Source organism: Cellvibrio sp. PSBB006, from assembly GCF_002162135.1.
In the GTDB taxonomy this organism is placed as follows: domain Bacteria; phylum Pseudomonadota; class Gammaproteobacteria; order Pseudomonadales; family Cellvibrionaceae; genus Cellvibrio.
On sequence record NZ_CP021382.1, the window covers coordinates 595,867 to 612,869 of the forward strand.

Annotated in this window: 12 protein-coding genes and 1 tRNA gene; 10 read left to right on the forward strand and 3 right to left on the reverse strand. The window is 48.9% G+C overall.

The genetic code is table 11. The features are described 5' to 3' along the window. Positions 1–159: 159 nt before the first annotated feature. Positions 160–2,193 (reverse strand): transglycosylase SLT domain-containing protein, encoded by a 2,034-nt coding sequence (locus CBR65_RS02780; RefSeq protein ID WP_232461330.1) that lies wholly within the window; start codon positions 2,191–2,193, stop codon positions 160–162. 416 nt (positions 2,194–2,609) lie between these two features. Here CBR65_RS02780 and CBR65_RS02785 point away from each other — a divergent pair, with 416 nt between their 5' ends. Beyond that, positions 2,610–4,544, forward strand: a complete 1,935-nt coding sequence (locus tag CBR65_RS02785) for an ATP-binding cassette domain-containing protein (RefSeq protein ID WP_087468897.1) — start codon at positions 2,610–2,612, stop codon at positions 4,542–4,544. Between the two features lie 27 nt (positions 4,545–4,571). Here CBR65_RS02785 and CBR65_RS02790 read toward each other — a convergent pair whose 3' ends face one another. Next, positions 4,572–5,030 carry a universal stress protein gene (locus CBR65_RS02790; protein WP_087465434.1) on the reverse strand — a complete coding sequence of 153 codons (459 nt, stop codon included), beginning with the start codon at positions 5,028–5,030 and terminating at the stop codon, positions 4,572–4,574. A gap of 151 nt (positions 5,031–5,181) precedes the next feature. Here CBR65_RS02790 and CBR65_RS02795 point away from each other — a divergent pair, with 151 nt between their 5' ends. Beyond that, positions 5,182–5,685 carry a hypothetical protein gene (locus CBR65_RS02795; RefSeq protein ID WP_087465435.1) on the forward strand — a complete coding sequence of 168 codons (504 nt, stop codon included), beginning with the start codon at positions 5,182–5,184 and terminating at the stop codon, positions 5,683–5,685. A gap of 9 nt (positions 5,686–5,694) precedes the next feature. Here CBR65_RS02795 and CBR65_RS02800 read toward each other — a convergent pair whose 3' ends face one another. After that, positions 5,695–6,402, reverse strand: a complete 708-nt coding sequence (locus CBR65_RS02800; RefSeq protein WP_232461331.1) for a hypothetical protein — start codon at positions 6,400–6,402, stop codon at positions 5,695–5,697. Positions 6,403–6,753: 351 nt separating this feature from the next. Between CBR65_RS02800 and topA the strand changes: the two genes are divergently transcribed. The 8 genes from topA to CBR65_RS02840 all read left to right on the forward strand — a co-directional run bounded on the left by topA (position 6,754) and on the right by CBR65_RS02840 (position 16,986). Then, on the forward strand, positions 6,754–9,372 hold the full coding sequence (topA, locus tag CBR65_RS02805) for a type I DNA topoisomerase (protein WP_087465437.1): 2,619 nt from the start codon (positions 6,754–6,756) through the stop codon (positions 9,370–9,372). A gap of 75 nt (positions 9,373–9,447) precedes the next feature. Then, the gene (locus tag CBR65_RS02810; protein WP_087465438.1) at positions 9,448–9,981 is read left to right on the forward strand and encodes a DUF6586 family protein; all 534 of its coding nucleotides are present in this window, start codon (positions 9,448–9,450) and stop codon (positions 9,979–9,981) included. Between the two features lie 175 nt (positions 9,982–10,156). Continuing rightward, positions 10,157–10,241 (forward strand) — tRNA-Leu (locus CBR65_RS02815). A 79-nt stretch (positions 10,242–10,320) separates the two neighbouring features. Beyond that, a complete protein-coding gene (gene tig, locus CBR65_RS02820) occupies positions 10,321–11,637 on the forward strand; it encodes a trigger factor (RefSeq protein WP_087465439.1) in 1,317 nt (438 codons plus the stop codon). A gap of 181 nt (positions 11,638–11,818) precedes the next feature. Continuing rightward, positions 11,819–12,454 (forward strand): ATP-dependent Clp endopeptidase proteolytic subunit ClpP, encoded by a 636-nt coding sequence (clpP, locus tag CBR65_RS02825; RefSeq protein WP_087465440.1) that lies wholly within the window; start codon positions 11,819–11,821, stop codon positions 12,452–12,454. Between the two features lie 92 nt (positions 12,455–12,546). Next, complete coding sequence (gene clpX, locus CBR65_RS02830) at positions 12,547–13,842, forward strand: ATP-dependent Clp protease ATP-binding subunit ClpX (protein ID WP_087465441.1); 1,296 nt, start codon at positions 12,547–12,549, stop codon at positions 13,840–13,842. A 168-nt stretch (positions 13,843–14,010) separates the two neighbouring features. After that, on the forward strand, positions 14,011–16,428 hold the full coding sequence (lon, locus tag CBR65_RS02835; RefSeq protein ID WP_087465442.1) for an endopeptidase La: 2,418 nt from the start codon (positions 14,011–14,013) through the stop codon (positions 16,426–16,428). A gap of 285 nt (positions 16,429–16,713) precedes the next feature. After that, on the forward strand, positions 16,714–16,986 hold the full coding sequence (locus CBR65_RS02840; RefSeq protein WP_087465443.1) for an HU family DNA-binding protein: 273 nt from the start codon (positions 16,714–16,716) through the stop codon (positions 16,984–16,986). Positions 16,987–17,003: the final 17 nt, after the last annotated feature.

A 17,003-nucleotide genomic window follows, 5' to 3' on the forward strand; every position in this document is an offset into this window, starting at 1 on the left:
TTTTCAGGTATCAGTTGCACCGATTGCGTGCTGGATAGAGTAGGTGGGTTGCACACCTTGTTGCCAATAGTAAACCGTCTTGGCGGTTGGGCAGCGCGCAAAAAAAATAACAGGCCCGCTTTGTTTGCCAAAGTCGAGCCTTGCGTTTTCGTGCGAAAGTTATAACGAATTATTGGCTTCCAGCGGTGTAATAAAAGGTTGTTTTTCACCAGTCCGGTAGCCGTAGATGACTGAAAATGACAACACGTTTTGCACGTAACCTCGGGTTTCATGGAACGGAATCGTTTCAATCCAGACGTCGTAAGGTAACTTTGCGTCCTCCTTACTGAGCCATTGTTTAACGCGGGTTGGTCCGGCATTGTAAGCTGCTGCCGCAAGGATGCGGTTGCCATTGAACTGGTTCAATAATTGGTTGAGGTAACGACTACCCAGCGCAATATTTTTTTCCGGCTTTAATAAATCGTGTTTGTTGGAGTAGGCGATGCCTGCTCGCTTTGCGGTATGCAGTGCCGTTGCAGGCATCAGCTGCATCAGACCCAAAGCGCCCGCTGGAGAACGGGCATCCGGGCTGAAGGCACTTTCCTGCCGTGCAATGGCGAGTAAAAGCAGCGGGTTCACCGAGGTTGCTTTCGCGGCAGTCGCCACGTGCTCCTGGTAGGCAAGCGGGAAGCGAACTTGCAGGTCGTCCCAATACTCTGCGTCAATCATTGCCTGGATACCCTGACGATGCCAGCCCCAACGATCTGCCAGGCGACCTGCTGCCACGATCTCGTCGGTTTTCATGCGACGCGTAGTGTGAAACCACTCGCGGCTCGCACCATAAATATCACCCAGGATATAAAGCTCGCGTGCCCGCTGAACGCCCGCGGCCTGTTCAACCTGAGATTGTAGTTCCGGGGAAATTAACATCGGCTTATCGACCAGGCGGTATTCATATCCCAGTTTATCGGCGGATAAAAAACCATAGAAACTGCGTGTGGCCGCAACGCGGTTATACAGCGACTGAACGCTTTGACCATCGACTTCCTTAATATCAAGTTCTTCCATGATGCGTGCACGCCAATACAACCAGCGTTCGGTCTGCTGGGCTTCGACGGGTAACCGGGTCAACCAGTTATAAGCCTTTTCCCAGTCTTGCTTGCGCAAGGAATCGCGAATCAAAGCTTCGGTCAGGTCAGTACTGGTAATCTGGGATATCGAGGACAGCAAACTCTCTGCTGCATCCTGGTTGTCCTGGCGCAGCAGGCGTGTGGCGATGTGGTATTGGGTTTCCAGCCGCTTGCTATCTTCAAACAATTGTTGCGCATCATAGCCTTGCCACAGGGTCAGCGCTTTGGACGCATCTTGTAAGGCAAGACGTTGCAAGCCATAAAGGATGATCTCCTGCATTTCTGAGGATTGGGTACTGAAACGTGAGGTTTGCGCCAGGATACGCGGATTCAGGCGGACTTCCTGAAAGAGCAAGGCGAGCTTTTTCTGCGGTTCCGCCATTTGGCGCGACAGATAACCGGCAAGGCCGGTATTGCCTGCTTGCACAGCCTTGCTGTGTCTCTCCCACAAGAGTGCAGGCGTCAGTTTGCCGGCGGTTATCCAGCGAGTGAATACCGGATCGCATGCTTTGGATTGCGATTCAGCGATGTTCCATAGCGGGGCTACATCCTCATAGGCTGTTTCATCGCCCGTTTCCAAACGTGCACGCAGGCTGTTGCATGCTAGTTCCGCGTCATTCAGTTCGGCATTGTAAAACGTGTTGTAATCCTGCCATTGCTGGCGGCTCGCCAAGGTTCTTAACCAACGGTGCAATAAGCGATCACTCAGATAGGAATCAGGATATTCAGATAAAAAAGCGGCGACATCTGCTTTGGGTAAAGTATTCAGACGGTTGCCAATATCCTGATACTCAAGGTAGGGAAGGAGCGGATAGTCTTCCAGGGTGGCAATCAATTTTTTATACGTTTGTACTTGCCGGCGATTCAATGCTGTTTTTGCTGCGGCGTAATTCTTGCGTTGCTCAGTGCGATCAACCTGAACCAATGTGGCAATAGTTGTTTCGCTTGCAACCGCTTCGCTTGCGGCCGGTGAAGGCGCAACGACAGGTTCTTTTTCCACGCCGACAGCACTGGAGACCATTAGAAAACTACCAAACACTCCAGCAGAAATGGGGCGGAGTGCAAACAACAACCATGCGCGCATTGAAAACCTCGGGTACGCCTTAACGCGGTTTGAAAAATTCTGGCTTTATCGGACAGCCTCATTTATAGCGAATACATTGAGAATAACAGTGGATTATCGGATTCGCCAGTGGCCGGAGTAAACTTCATCTTCTATAGAGATAAATTTTCTAACATATTGATATAAAGTAAGAAAATACTGTCACCTATTCACCCGTTTTTATAGTTATCTGACGGTAACCGGCATCGTTAAGTATTCGTTTGGTTCGACGTTTCAACCTGGGTCCGGTTCCATTTTCTGGCTTGCTTCAGTCACCATTATGCCTATACCTACAACGCAATTTAGTCTGCGTTGTTGGAGATAAAAGCGGTATCATGCGGACCCTCGTCAGCCAAGGCTCTTTTGGCATTTTGTAATAGTGGATGAATGATTTTCTTATGTCGTTGATTAAATTGGAAAAAGCGTATCTGAGTTACGGCTTGCAAGTATTGCTGGATCAGATTGACCTCACGATTGAGCGCGGCCAACGGTTGTGTTTGATTGGACGTAACGGTGCGGGTAAATCCAGTTTGCTGAAAGTGATCGACGGAGAGGTTGACCTGGATAAAGGCGATATCATCCGGCAAAGCGGCGTGCGCATTGCGCGGCTGGAGCAAGATCTGCCGGAGGCAGACGACCGTCAAGTATTTGATGTGGTTGCTGCGCAATTTCAGGGGATGGGTGAATTGCTGGCGGAATATCGCCACTTGGCTCACGCAGCGGAAATCTCCGATGCCGGGATGGCAAAAATGGCCGCGCTGCAACAACAAATCGAAGCGCGGGATGGCTGGAATTTGCAACAGCAGGTTGAGACGGTGCTATCCCGCCTTGACTTGCCGGCAGAGCGCTTTATGCGCGAATTGTCCGGCGGATGGCGTCGCCGCGTTGCGCTTGCCAAAGCCCTGGTGGGCGAGCCGGATGTGTTATTACTCGACGAACCGACCAACCATCTGGACATTGCCGCTATCGATTGGCTGGAAAAGCAGCTGCTTAATTTTAAAGGTGCCTTGGTCTTTATTACCCATGACCGCTCCTTGTTGCAAACTCTCGCTACGCATATTGCAGAACTGGATCGCGGGCACCTGCGCTATTGGGCCGGTGATTATGAGAGTTATCTGGTGTACCGCGAACAAGCGCTGGCTGAAGAAGCGCGTCATAACGCCCTGTTCGATAAAAAGTTGGCTCAGGAGGAAGTCTGGATTCGCCAGGGAATCAAGGCCCGTCGTACTCGAAATGAAGGGCGGGTGCGTGCGCTGAAAGAGTTGCGTAATGTTCGCTCTGAGCGGCGTGAACTCATCGGTAAAGCCAATTTTTCACTGACCAGTGGCGAAGCGTCGGGAAAATTGGTTGCCGAGTTAACGGGTGTTTATTATGCTTGGGGCGACAAAATTATTGTGCGGGATTTTTCCAGCACCATCATGCGCGGTGATCGCATTGGCTTGGTCGGTGCTAACGGCGTCGGCAAAAGTACGCTGTTAAAACTGATCCTCGGCGAGTTGCAACCGCAGCGCGGTCAGGTACGCTTGGGAACCAACCTGAATATTGCCTACTTTGATCAATTACGCGATCAACTGGATCTGGATAAAAATGCCGTCGATAACATTGCCGAGGGGCGAGAATTTATCGAAGTGGATGATGGTAAAAATAAAAAAAATGTTCATATCATCTCGTATTTGAGTGATTTCCTATTTACCGGTGAGCGTGCACGGACACCCTTGCGCGCATTGTCCGGTGGCGAGCGAAATCGCGTTTTATTGGCAAAGTTGTTCAGCAAGTCGGCCAACCTTTTGGTGCTCGACGAACCCACAAATGATCTGGATGTGGAAACCCTGGAGCTGCTGGAGGATATCCTCAATGATTACGATGGAACCGTCTTGCTGGTGAGCCATGATCGTGCATTTTTAAATAATATTGTTACCAGTGTCATCGCCTTCGAAGGGCGGGGCAATGTGCTGGAGTATGTCGGCGGTTACGATGACTGGATTCGTCAGGGGGGGAAATGGACCGAGCCGGATTTGCCTGCTGATGAAGTACCATCATCACAACCTGCCAAACAGGAAGCGATTCCGAGTCAGTCAGAACCAAAACCTGCGCCGCGCAACAAAAAGCTCAGTTATAAGTTGCAGCGGGAATTTGATGAATTGCCCGGCAGGATTGAGCAACTTGAGCAGCAACAAACTGAGGTGCAGACGGAAGTGTCGGCTCCTGATTTTTTTGCCCAGGAAGCCGCAATTGTTGAGGCAAAAATGCAGGAATTAGCCCGTATCGAAGCGGAGCTGGAGCAATGTTTCGAACGCTGGGCTGAGCTGGAGGATATGCAGCAGGCGAATTAAGGCTCTTAAATTCTGGTAGATACCGTTTTATGCGGATTTTTTATCGTCAGGAGGGTTTACCCGAACTGCGAGAACATCGCACATGGCACCGTGTAAAACGCTGTTGCAGGTAGAACCGAGCAAAAGTGCAAAACCCTTGCGCCCATGGCTGCCCACGATAATCAAATCGGCCTCCTGTTGATTGGCGAGGTAATGCAGCTCGGTGGCTGGTTGGCCGACCAATACATGCTCCTGTTGGATCGGGAAATTGGCCTGGCTGGCCAAGCGTTGTAATTCCTGTTCTGCCTTGAGTTGCAATTGTTCCTGAACTTCCGATAAATCCACCGGCATATCACCGCCATATGCAAAGGTAATCGGCTCAATAACGTGAGCCACACTTAACTGTGCTTCGCAGGCTTTGGCCAGGGCGACGGCTTTGGATAAAACCTGCGGCGATTCTTCTGATAAATCCAAACCGACAATGATGTGGCGATAGAGCGGCGTCATAATTGCTGTCCCGTGTAAAACCTTTGATTAATTATTGTGCGGTCGAAATAGCCCAAGGCACGCGATGTTTCCTAATACTAGTCCCATTTGGTAAGCGTGGCCAGACCCTGAATACACTCGACTTTTAACAGAACGAACAGGTAGGAATGTAATGAATCTTTGGGTAATTATTGTTGTGATTGCTGTCGTGGCGATGGTACTGGGTCCGATTATGATGCTACAGCCTAACGCAGCGCAACGGGGCCAGGAGCAATTACGCCGCAGGGCAATGGAGCTGGGGTTACGTGTGCGGATTATCTCGTTGCCGCGGCAAAACACTGATATTGACACACCATCAGCCATGCCGGTGTATTCACTCCCGGATGAGGCTCCTTCAGAGGAGGAAATTCGTCCGGAATGGCTATTGATGCGCACGCCTTATGCACATGAAGCCCACTTTATGGGTAACTGGCAATGGCATGCTAACGGTCGTGCTTCGCCAAAGGAACAGGTGGCGCTTGGAGCCATTCTGCCGCAATTACCTGCTTCTGTTCGTGCGGTTGAGGGGAATGTTCAGGGGCATGGTTTCTATTGGTCTGAAAGCGGGGGCATTAGCCGCCTCGAAACCTTGCTGCCTTTGTTGCAGCAATTACAGGCGGCTCGCCGTTCCCATTAAGTTTCACGATTACAGTAAGGCCGCCTCTTCAGGGACCAGATCTTCACTCAGTACTTTTCGGGTACCGGCGATAGTTTCACCCAGCTCCCGGATCATACGCATCCGTTTGGGGTCCGGATGGTTGGATTCAATCAATAAGTATTGCGCTTTCTTATAATAGGCTTGGGCCGAAAATATGTCGCCCCTGCTGCTGGCTTTATACCCCTGTCCGATAAATGACACGGCGCTGACCATCAAATGCGCCCAGTTGAGTTCATTGAGATATACATCCAGTTCCTCATCACTTACCCGGCCTAACACATGTTGATGGCGCAGCACATGGGCGGCTTTATTCAAATGCGATTGGGCCTGAACAATTTGGACATCACTCTCCTTGAGGTAACTGGTGTGGGGGCGGGATCGCAAATTAACGAGCTCGTTTCCACGGGTTTCGGCATATTTGATGTTGGTTTCAATGTGGGTGGTGTTGCGCCGCTCCAATTGCAGGATTCGTTGTAAATGATCAAGGATTTCATCGTTGACGTGTTTGGCAATTTGTCGGTTGGGCAGGGTTTGCGATAAACAGTCGACCACTTCCTCCAGAAGCTCAACCTGTAACCGCATTTGGCGTTGCTGAAGTCGGCGAGTCCGCTCCCGTTTCTGCATCTGGTTGATGAAACTGACCAGACCCAGTGCTGCGAGAATAACCAAAATGAGTATAAAAAGAAGAGTCATCATCAATAGTCGGTGATATTTGCTAAAAAATTACCCGTGTCTTGCATAACGGTGTGCAAGGAAGGCGATAAAGTAAAATTTTCTTCTAAAAAAATCAATTAAAACAATTGGTTAGCTTTATTCTGTGTTGGCGCTCAAAGATGGAGTCGTATGCTCGGTTCCAGCATGTAATAACCATTTTTACCGAGCCAGTCGCAGAACAGCCCCTTGACCCTGATAGATTCAAGACTTATATATGCGCACCTTGTCGGCATTTTAGCCCGTCTTATGACACTTGCCTCAAGGGATTGTTGAAATATACGCCGCCGTTGGCGCAGTCGCCAGACCACTTATTGGAATTTATAGAAGAACGCTATGGGCAAATCCTTAGTTATTGTCGAATCACCAGCCAAAGCTAAAACAATCAATAAATACCTTGGTGGGGATTTTATCGTCAAATCCAGCATCGGCCACATTCGTGATCTGCCGACCAGCGGAACATCAAAGCCTGTGGATACCAAAGAGCGGGCCAAGCAAGCTGCCGCCACACGTAAAATGTCTGCGGAAGAGAAAGCGGCCTACCAGGAGCAAAAGAGCAAACAACAGCTCATCAATCGTATGGGGATTGACCCGGAGAATAACTGGGCCGCTCACTATGAAATCCTGCCCGGTAAAGAGAAAGTTGTCGATGAATTAAAAAAACTGGCCGAAAAAGCCGATCAGGTTTATCTCGCAACCGACTTGGATCGCGAGGGAGAGGCGATTGCCTGGCATTTGCGCGAAGCTATCGGTGGCGATAGTGATCGCTATCGTCGTGTAGTGTTCAACGAGATTACCAAGTCCGCCATTCAAAATGCATTTAAAAGCCCGGGCCCGATAGATCAGGATCGAGTGGACGCCCAACAAGCGCGTCGTTTCCTTGATCGCGTTGTGGGCTACATGGTTTCACCCTTGTTGTGGGAAAAGGTGGCGCGTGGGTTGTCAGCCGGTAGAGTCCAGTCCGTAGCGGTGCGCTTGGTGGTGGAGCGTGAGCGGGAAATCCGTGCGTTTATCCCGGAAGAATATTGGACTGTATTTGCCGACCTCAAAGCCGATAAAGCCCAAGCTGCCTTCGAAGTCAAAAAGCATAAAGATGAAGCATTCAAGCCGCTAAACGAAGCGGACGCAATGGCGGCCGTTAAGGCATTGCAACACGCCAGCTATGAAGTGGTCAGTCGTGAAGATAAACCGACCCAATCAAAACCCTCTGCGCCTTTTATTACCTCAACACTTCAGCAGGCAGCCAGCACTCGCCTGGGCTATGGTGTAAAGAAAACCATGATGATGGCCCAGCGACTGTACGAAGCGGGTTACATCACCTACATGCGTACTGATTCAACCAACCTGAGCCAGGAAGCCGTGGAATCTTGCCGCGCTTATATTCTGGATCAGTATGGAAAGCGTTACCTGCCGGATAATCCGGTCGCCTATTCCAGCAAAGAGGGAGCCCAGGAGGCTCACGAAGCCATTCGCCCATCCAGTGTTTCTGTGTTGCCGAACCATCTCAGCGGTATGGAGCGCGATGCAGAACGCCTGTACTCCCTGATTTGGCAACAGTTTGTTGCCTGCCAAATGAGCCCGGCGGAATATACAAGCACCACTGTGGTAGTTAATGCTGCCGACTATGAGTTGCGCACTCGTGGCCGCGTGATTCGTTTTGATGGTTTTACCAAAGTCTTACCCCAACTGGCTAAAAAAGATGAAGACGTCGTTCTGCCAGATATGAAAGTGGGGCAGGTGTTGCCGTTGATTAAATTAAATCCGGCGCAGCACTTCACCAAACCGCCCGCGCGCTACAGCGAAGCGAGCTTGGTGAAAGAATTGGAAAAGCGTGGTATTGGTCGTCCGTCCACCTACGCCTCGATTATCTCAACTATCCAGGACCGCGGTTATGTGCGTCTGGAGAATCGACGTTTTTACGCCGAGAAAATGGGCGATATTGTTACGGAGCGCCTGGTTGAGAGCTTTGATGATCTGATGGACTACAGCTTTACGGCGAACATGGAAGAATCACTCGATGTCGTGGCACAAGGCGGTAAAGATTGGCGTAAATTGTTGGATGAATTCTACGCTGGATTTACCAATAAATTGCGGCAGGCCCATAGCAAAAGCAAGGGTATGCGTGCCAATGATCCGACCGATACCGATGTGAAATGTGATTTGTGTGGCCGCCACATGCAAATTCGCACGGGCAGCACCGGTGTTTTCCTGGGATGCTCCGGCTATAACCTACCGCCTAAAGAGCGTTGCAAGAACACCATGAATCTGGTCTCAGGGCACGAAGTTATCGATGCCGATGCCGATGAAGAAGCCGAGTCCAAACAGCTGCGCGCCAAACATCGCTGCAAACTGTGTAACTCCGCGATGGATAGTTACCTGCTTGATGAGCATCGCAAGATCCACATCTGCGGAAATAATCCGGACTGTCCTGGCTATGAGATAGAGCAGGGAACATATAAGTTAAAGGGTTATGAAGGCCCAACGCTGGAATGTGATAAGTGCGGTAGCGAGATGCAGCTCAAGACCGGCCGATTCGGAAAGTATTTTGGCTGTACCAATAGCGAGTGTAAAAATACCCGCAAATTGCTAAAAAGCGGTGAAGCGGCGCCACCAAAAGTCGACCCAATCGCCATGCCAGAATTGAAGTGTGAAAAGGTTGATGATCACTATGTGTTGCGCGATGGCGCATCTGGATTGTTTTTGGCCGCCAGTCAATTCCCCAAGAACCGTGAGACGCGAGCACCCTTGGTGGCTGAACTGCTTCCCCACAAGGATCAGATTGATCCCAAGTATCGCTTCTTATTATCTGCACCTGTGAAGGACCCTGATGGCAATAAAACGGTGATTCGCTTTAGCCGCAAGACCAAAGAGCAATATGTTCAAACCGAGATTAACGGGAAGGCTACCGGCTGGAAGGCGTTTTACCAAAATGGAAAGTGGGTTCCCTCGAAATAAGTTCTGCGATGTTCTTAAGTCTCCGGTCATGTGGCGCATCCCGAATGCGCCACAGCTATTTATAAAGGTCTGTTTATGGCTAATTCCAGCCTTTCGCTTGTAAACCAAAAGTTGGCTTACGCCCGTGCCACCTTAAAAGAGGCGGCTTTTCCGGAAGGGGGTGCCATCGCAACTAAGAAACTGCAACAGCAAGCACTGCTTGATGCTGCAGTCTTTCATCTGATGTGTGGTTTCAATCATTACTTACGGGAAGTGGCTGAAACGTACCAGGTTAAGGAGGTTGCAACGGTAAATGATTGCGCCAATTTGTGGGCGGCGCTGAGCGCAATGGATAAAGAGCCTGCGGAAGCATTGGAGCTACAGTTGCTCGTTGGTGACAACGCGTCCTGGCTCGGCCAATTACAGCGCTATTATCAGAGTTTATGGGCAACACCAAAAGCTGAACCAGAGCACCGAGGCAAAGAGGAAGAGCAGGAAAATCTTATCGCGGTAAAAGTAATAGATGTTGTTGACGAGACACAAGAGGTGGATCTGGATGTAATTCAGTCATGGGCGGCGTCATTCAGCGCGATGGTCGCTCGTCAACGTGAAACAAGTAGCGAATATTAAGCTCATCAAGCTTGAAAGGGGCAAACCGCAGCCTTCTGTTGATCGCCATCAATGACTGTGGCACAATCAGCACCCTTCGCGCCCATGAGCCGGTTTGATCTCTTATTTTAATGATAGAAATCAAAGGGTTAGCGCTTTTTATATCGCCAAGTACCTTTATCAAGTTTTGGCATATGCGGTCGTGGTGGAATTGGTAGACACACCAGGTTTAGGTTCTGGCGCCGCAAGGTGTGAGAGTTCGAGTCTCTCCGACCGCACCATTTTGAGCAGGTTATGAGCGAGTTGCTTCCCGCAGCCCCACTCCCATTTGAATAATCTTTGTTATATCACGAGGATAATATGCAGGTTTCACTTGAAACGACTTCTGGTCTGGAGCGCCGTCTGACGATTGGCGTGCCTGCTGAGCAAGTAGAAAGCGAAGTAGAAAAGCGCCTGAAAGAGGCTGCCCGCAATGTGCGCATCAATGGTTTCCGCAAAGGCAAGGTGCCGTTGTCTGAAGTTAAACGCCGCTATGGTGCCGGTGTGCGTCAAGAGGTTGTGGGTGAGGTTATCAGCCGCTCTTTTTACGAGGCCGTACAAAAAGAAAATGTTAAACCTGCCGGTCAACCTAATATCCAGCCCAAGCAAATGGCGGCAGGCAAGGATTTGGAATACATTGCCACTTTTGAGGTATACCCCACAGTTGCCTTGAGTGATCTGAGCGCTTACGAGCTCACTCGTATTGCAGCAGAAGTCACGGAGGCGGACATTGATAATATGATTGAAGTCCTGCGTAAGCATCAGGCTACCTGGACTGAAGTGGATCGTGCTGCCGCTGATGGCGACAAAGTAAATATTGACTTTGTGGGCACCAAAGACGGTGTAGAGTTTGCCGGTGGTAAAGCTGAAGGTCAGGATCTGGTATTGGGCTCCAAATCAATGATTCCGGGTTTTGAGGACGGTATCCTTGGAATGAAAGCCGGGGAAGAAAAGGTCATCAAGGTGACTTTCCCGGAAGACTACCAGTCTGAAGAGTTGAAGGGCGCCAACGCGGAATTTGCTATCAAAGTGCACAAGGTAACCGAAAGTGTACTGCCGGAGTTGAACAAGGCATTCTTCCAAAAGTTTGGCGTTGAAAAAGGCGGCGAAAAACAATTCCGCAAAGAAGTCAAAGCCAATATGGAGCGTGAGCTTGGCAATGCGATCAAGGCTAAAGTCAAAGGGCAGGTGATGGATGCGTTGATTGCGTCCCACTCCACTGATGTTCCTAAAGCGCTTGTGGCGAACGAGATCAATGTATTAAGAGAACAGATGTTACAGCGATTTGGTGGCCAAAAGCAGAATTTTGATGTCAAGTCGTTGCTGCCGGATACCATGTTCCAAGAGGAAGCTGAGCGCCGTGTAACCTTGGGGTTGATCGTAGGTGAAATCGTTAAATCAGCAAAATTGAAGCCGGATGCCAAACGTGTAAAAGCGATGATTGAGGATATTGCTTCAACTTATCAGGAGCCCCAGGAAGTCGTTGAATACTACAATAGTAATCGCGAGTTAATGGCGGGTGTTGAGTCTGCTGTCCTTGAAGATCAGGTCGTTGACTATATACTTTCCCAGGCGAAAGTCACCGAGCAACAATCGAGCTATGACGAAGTAATCAAGTCCAGTAGCCCGCAGCAATAAGTGCTCAAAAAAGCCGCAAAACGCTGGTTTTGCGGCTTCCTTCCTCCCAAATTCTCTCCCCAAATGCGCTTGATACTGGCATATAATCGCATCACAGGTTAAGCTCCCTAATGTCATATCAGGTCTGCAAGCGGTTGATCTGAGTTGTTTCTTTCCCTGGCACAAGGATAAAAGAAGGCACATGTCGTACGATTATTCCAAATCAGCCCCATCCATTATCAACAGTGGCCTGGTGCCAATCGTTGTAGAGCAAACGGCGCGCGGTGAGCGCTCATACGATATTTATTCACGCTTATTGAAAGAGCGGGTGATCTTTCTGGTAGGGCCGGTCGAAGATTATATGGCTAATCTGGTTGTGGCTCAGTTGCTGTTTCTGGAAGCCGAAAACCCCGACAAAGATATTCATTTATACATTAATTCACCCGGCGGTTCGGTAACGGCGGGGATGTCGATTTATGACACCATGCAGTTTATTAAACCGGATGTAAGCACCATGTGCATTGGCCAAGCCTGTAGTATGGGAGCGTTCTTGTTGACTGCTGGTGCCAAGGGTAAGCGTTACTGTTTACCGAATTCCCGCGTGATGATTCATCAGCCTAGCGGGGGCGCGCAAGGTCAGGCATCTGATATTCATATTCATGCCCAAGAAATTTTAAAGATCCGCGGACGTCTAAACGAGCTGATGGCCCACCATACGGGACAGCCGGTAGAAAAAATTGAAAAAGATACCGAGCGCGACAATTTTATGTCAGCAACGCAATCCCAGGAATACGGTTTGGTTGATGCAGTAATTGAAAAGCGCATAATTACCAAATAAATCCATGCAGTGAGTTATAAAAGAACTGCAGAGCTTGAAATCCAGGGTAAAGCACGCATAGTTATCCTGAAATACTTGACGGAGTGGTTTCAATGACCGATCACACCAGTGACGCTGGCGACAAAAACGGGAAACTCTTGTATTGCTCGTTTTGTGGCAAAAGTCAGCATGAGGTTCGCAAATTAATTGCAGGGCCCTCGGTATTCATTTGTGATGAATGTGTTGATTTATGCAACGACATTATTCGCGAAGAAATACAAGAGAGCAGTATCGAAGGCAGTTCAGACAAGCTGCCGAAGCCTCACGAAATTTCTGCCATTCTGGATCAGTACGTTATTGGCCAGCAAAAGGCCAAAAAAGTATTGGCAGTAGCGGTATACAATCATTACAAGCGTCTCAGGGTTGGCGATAAAACCAAAGACAAGGAGCCTGTAGAGCTGGGCAAAAGCAATATTTTGCTGGTTGGCCCGACAGGCAGCGGTAAAACCTTGCTGGCTGAAACCTTGGCTCGTTTGCTGGATGTACCCTTTACTATTGCTGATGCTACCACCTTGACTGAGGCGGGATATGTCGGCGAAGACGTAGAAAACATCATTCAGAAATTGCTGCAAAAATGTGACTATGATGTAGAAAAAGCGCAGCAAGGCATTGTGTACATCGACGAAATTGACAAGATTTCCCGCAAATCTGACAACCCATCGATAACGCGAGATGTTTCCGGTGAAGGTGTGCAGCAAGCACTACTTAAATTAATTGAAGGCACCATTGCCTCAGTTCCACCGCAAGGTGGCCGTAAGCATCCACAGCAGGAATTCTTGCAGGTTGATACGTCGAATATTTTGTTTATTTGTGGCGGTGCATTCGCTGGTCTGGACAAAGTAATTCGTGAGCGTTCCGAGAAAGGTGGTATTGGCTTCAGCGCAGAAGTAAAGAGCAAAGATGACAAACGTAACTTTGGCGAAACTCTGCACGATTTGGAGCCGGAAGACTTGGTGCGTTACGGTTTGATTCCAGAGTTTGTTGGACGTTTACCGGTTATTGCTACTCTTGATGAGCTGGATAAAGAGGCTTTAGTGCGAATTTTAACTGAGCCGAGAAATGCACTGACGAAGCAGTATGCACGGTTGTTCGATATGGAAGGTGTGGCCATTGATTTTCGTCCGGATGCGTTGGATGCAGTCGCATTACGCGCAATGGAACGTAAAACCGGTGCTCGCGGACTTCGTTCTATTATGGAGTCTGTTTTGCTTGACACCATGTACCGCATTCCATCTGAAGAGCATGTAGTAAAAGTGGTTGTAGACGAATCAGTAATCAAAGGTGAGTCTGAGCCGATTCTGGTATATGAAAACCTTGAGAAGCCAGCTAAGGTTGCTAAAGAGGATTAATTTCCCTCACTTGTTTCATAAACCAGCTGTAGTTAGCAGAAGGGCGCCCAGTCGGCGCTCTTTTCGTTTTTTTAGCCAGTCAAACTTGTATTTCTTGCAAATAGCCCCCAATCTTAAGACATGACTGCACCCTCTGTGCAGCGTCTTTCCTAGTATGAGGGATTCCTGATGAGTCAATCAGATATTTCCGTTTCCAATGCCAATGAGTTGCCGTTGTTGCCCCTGCGGGATGTTGTGGTTTACCCGCATATGGTTACCCCATTGTTTGTCGGCCGCGGGAAATCCATAGAGGCGCTAGAGCGCGCCATGGTGAGCGACAAACAAGTACTTTTGGTCGCCCAAAGAAACCCTTCGGTAGATGATCCTACTGCTGAGGATGTGTATTCCATAGGAACTATTGCTTCTATCTTACAGTTACTCAAGCTGCCCGATGGAACAGTCAAAGTACTGGTGGAAGGGGTAGAGCGTGCAAACATTGAAGCTGTCGACGACCTCGATACATTTTTTCGCGCTCGTATTGTGCCTATGGCTGAAGAAGAGTTATCCGGTAAAGAAGCGGATATTCTAATCCGCTCCACAATTGATCAGTTCGAGAAATATGTAAACCTCAGCAAAAAAGTGCCCGCAGAAGTCATTACATCGTTGTCAGGTATTGATGATCCGGGTCGCCTGGCAGATACCGTTGCCGCACATATGGCGCTTGAGCTTCCCCAGAAACAAACCATTCTTGAAATGGCGAGTGTGCGTGAGCGCATTGAGCATCTATTGAACTTAATGGATGCTGAAGTTGACGTGATTGAAGTTGAAAAAAAAATTCGTGGTCGCGTTAAAAAACAAATGGAAAAAAGTCAGCGCGAATATTATTTGAATGAGCAAATGAAAGCCATTCAAAAAGAGCTTGGCGATCTCGGCGAAGAGGTTAACGAGATTGATGAGCTTGAGAAAAAGATTCACGCAGTGGGTATGCCGAAAGAAGTTGAAGAAAAGGCACGAGCCGAATTAGGTAAATTGAAAATGATGTCGCCGATGTCGGCAGAGGCGTCTGTTTTGCGTGCATACATCGACTGGATGTTGAAGGTGCCTTGGAAAAAGCGTAGCAAGGTTCGCCATGACCTTGCGCGTGCTGAAGAGGTGCTGGAAAAAGATCACTTCGGCCTGGAAGAAGTCAAAGAACGTATTCTTGAGTATCTCGCTGTTCAGCAGCGGGTGAAGAAAATCAAAGGACCTATTTTATGTCTGGTTGGACCACCGGGTGTGGGTAAAACATCGCTTGGTGAATCAATTGCGCGAGCAACGAATCGCGAATTCGTGCGGATGGCGTTGGGTGGGGTTCGTGATGAGGCAGAAATTCGTGGTCATCGCCGCACCTACATCGGTTCACTGCCCGGTAAGCTGATTCAGAAGATGGCCAAAGTTGGAGTTAAGAACCCACTGTTTTTGCTCGACGAAGTTGACAAGATGGGAATGGATAATCGTGGTGACCCTGCCTCGGCTCTCCTGGAGGTGCTCGATCCCGAACAGAACAATCATTTTAATGACCATTATCTTGAAGTTGATTACGATTTGTCAGACGTCATGTTTGTCTGCACATCCAACTCCATGAATATTCCTGGTCCATTGTTGGATCGGATGGAGGTCATCCGCATTCCCGGTTACACCGAGGATGAAAAACTTAATATTGCCCTGCGCTATTTGATTCCCAAGCAAATGGAAGCTAATGGCCTGAAAGAAAGTGAAATCAATATCAAGCCTGACGCCATTCGGGACATCGTCCGTTACTACACGCGTGAAGCAGGGGTGCGGGGACTTGAAAGAGAAATCGCCAAGTTATGCCGAAAAGTTGTCACCAGTCATGTGAAGAAAAAAAGCGTTAAGGTTGATGTTATCGGGCCGGATTCTTTGGAGAACCTGTTGGGTGTGCGGAAGTTTGATTTTGGCCGCGCAGAAAACAAGGACCAAATCGGCCAGGTTACCGGTCTTGCCTGGACGCAGGTTGGTGGTGAATTATTAACCATCGAATCATCGGCCGTAGCTGGTAAAGGCAGAATGATTAAGACGGGTTCGCTTGGTGATGTGATGCAGGAGTCTATTCAGGCTGCGTTAACCGTCGTCAGATCCAGAGCTCAAAGCCTGGGTGTTGCGCCGGATTATCATGAGAAAGTGGATATTCATATACACGTACCTGAAGGCGCTACACCAAAAGATGGTCCCAGTGCCGGTATCGCGATGTGTACTGCATTGGTTTCTGTGCTGACGGGTATTCCGGTAAGAGCAGATGTAGCCATGACTGGCGAAATTACCCTGCGCGGTGAAGTTTTACGTATTGGCGGTTTGAAGGAAAAATTATTGGCGGCTCATCGTGGCGGCATCAAAACAGTAATTATTCCTGCTGAAAATGAGCGCGATCTCAAGGAAATTCCAGATAATATCAAGGAGGATTTAACTATCAAGCCAGTGCAATGGATTGACGATGTTTTGCAAATTGCGTTACAGCATATGCCGACGCCATTGTCTGATGAAGAATATCAGGCTTTGCAAAAGCAGGCTCAAAAAGACGATAACGCCAATCGTATCAGTACGCATTAATTGAGTGTTTCTTGTGCGGTTACATCGGTTTCTACAAGTAACAATTCGGGATCGGTGAAACCGCTACAACCCGCATGGATGCTGGCTGAATAACCCGATTGACCAAAATACAGGCAATTGAGTTATTCTGTGCTATAAAGCAACAATGTCTCCTTGACCCTTATGGTGTCAGTTGGTATAAATCGCAGTTCATTTGCTGCACCGGTAGTGCAGGGTAGATGTCCAAGATAACAATTTGCCTGTACTAACGTATTTCTGAAACAAATAAATCAAAAGGGGTTAAGTGTGAATAAAACTGAGCTGATTGAAGCCATTGCCGCGTCTGCGGATATTCCTAAAGCGGCAGCTGGTCGTGCGTTGGACGCAGTCGTTGACAGCATTACTGGTGCCCTGAAAAACGGTGACTCTGTAGTTCTTGTGGGTTTTGGTACTTTCTCTGTAAAAGAGCGTGCAGCACGTACTGGTCGCAATCCGCAAACTGGCGCCGAGATCAAGATTGCCGCTGCCAAGGTGCCGGGCTTTAAAGCAGGTAAAGCTTTGAAAGACGCCGTCAATTAAGCCGAATATCAGGTACT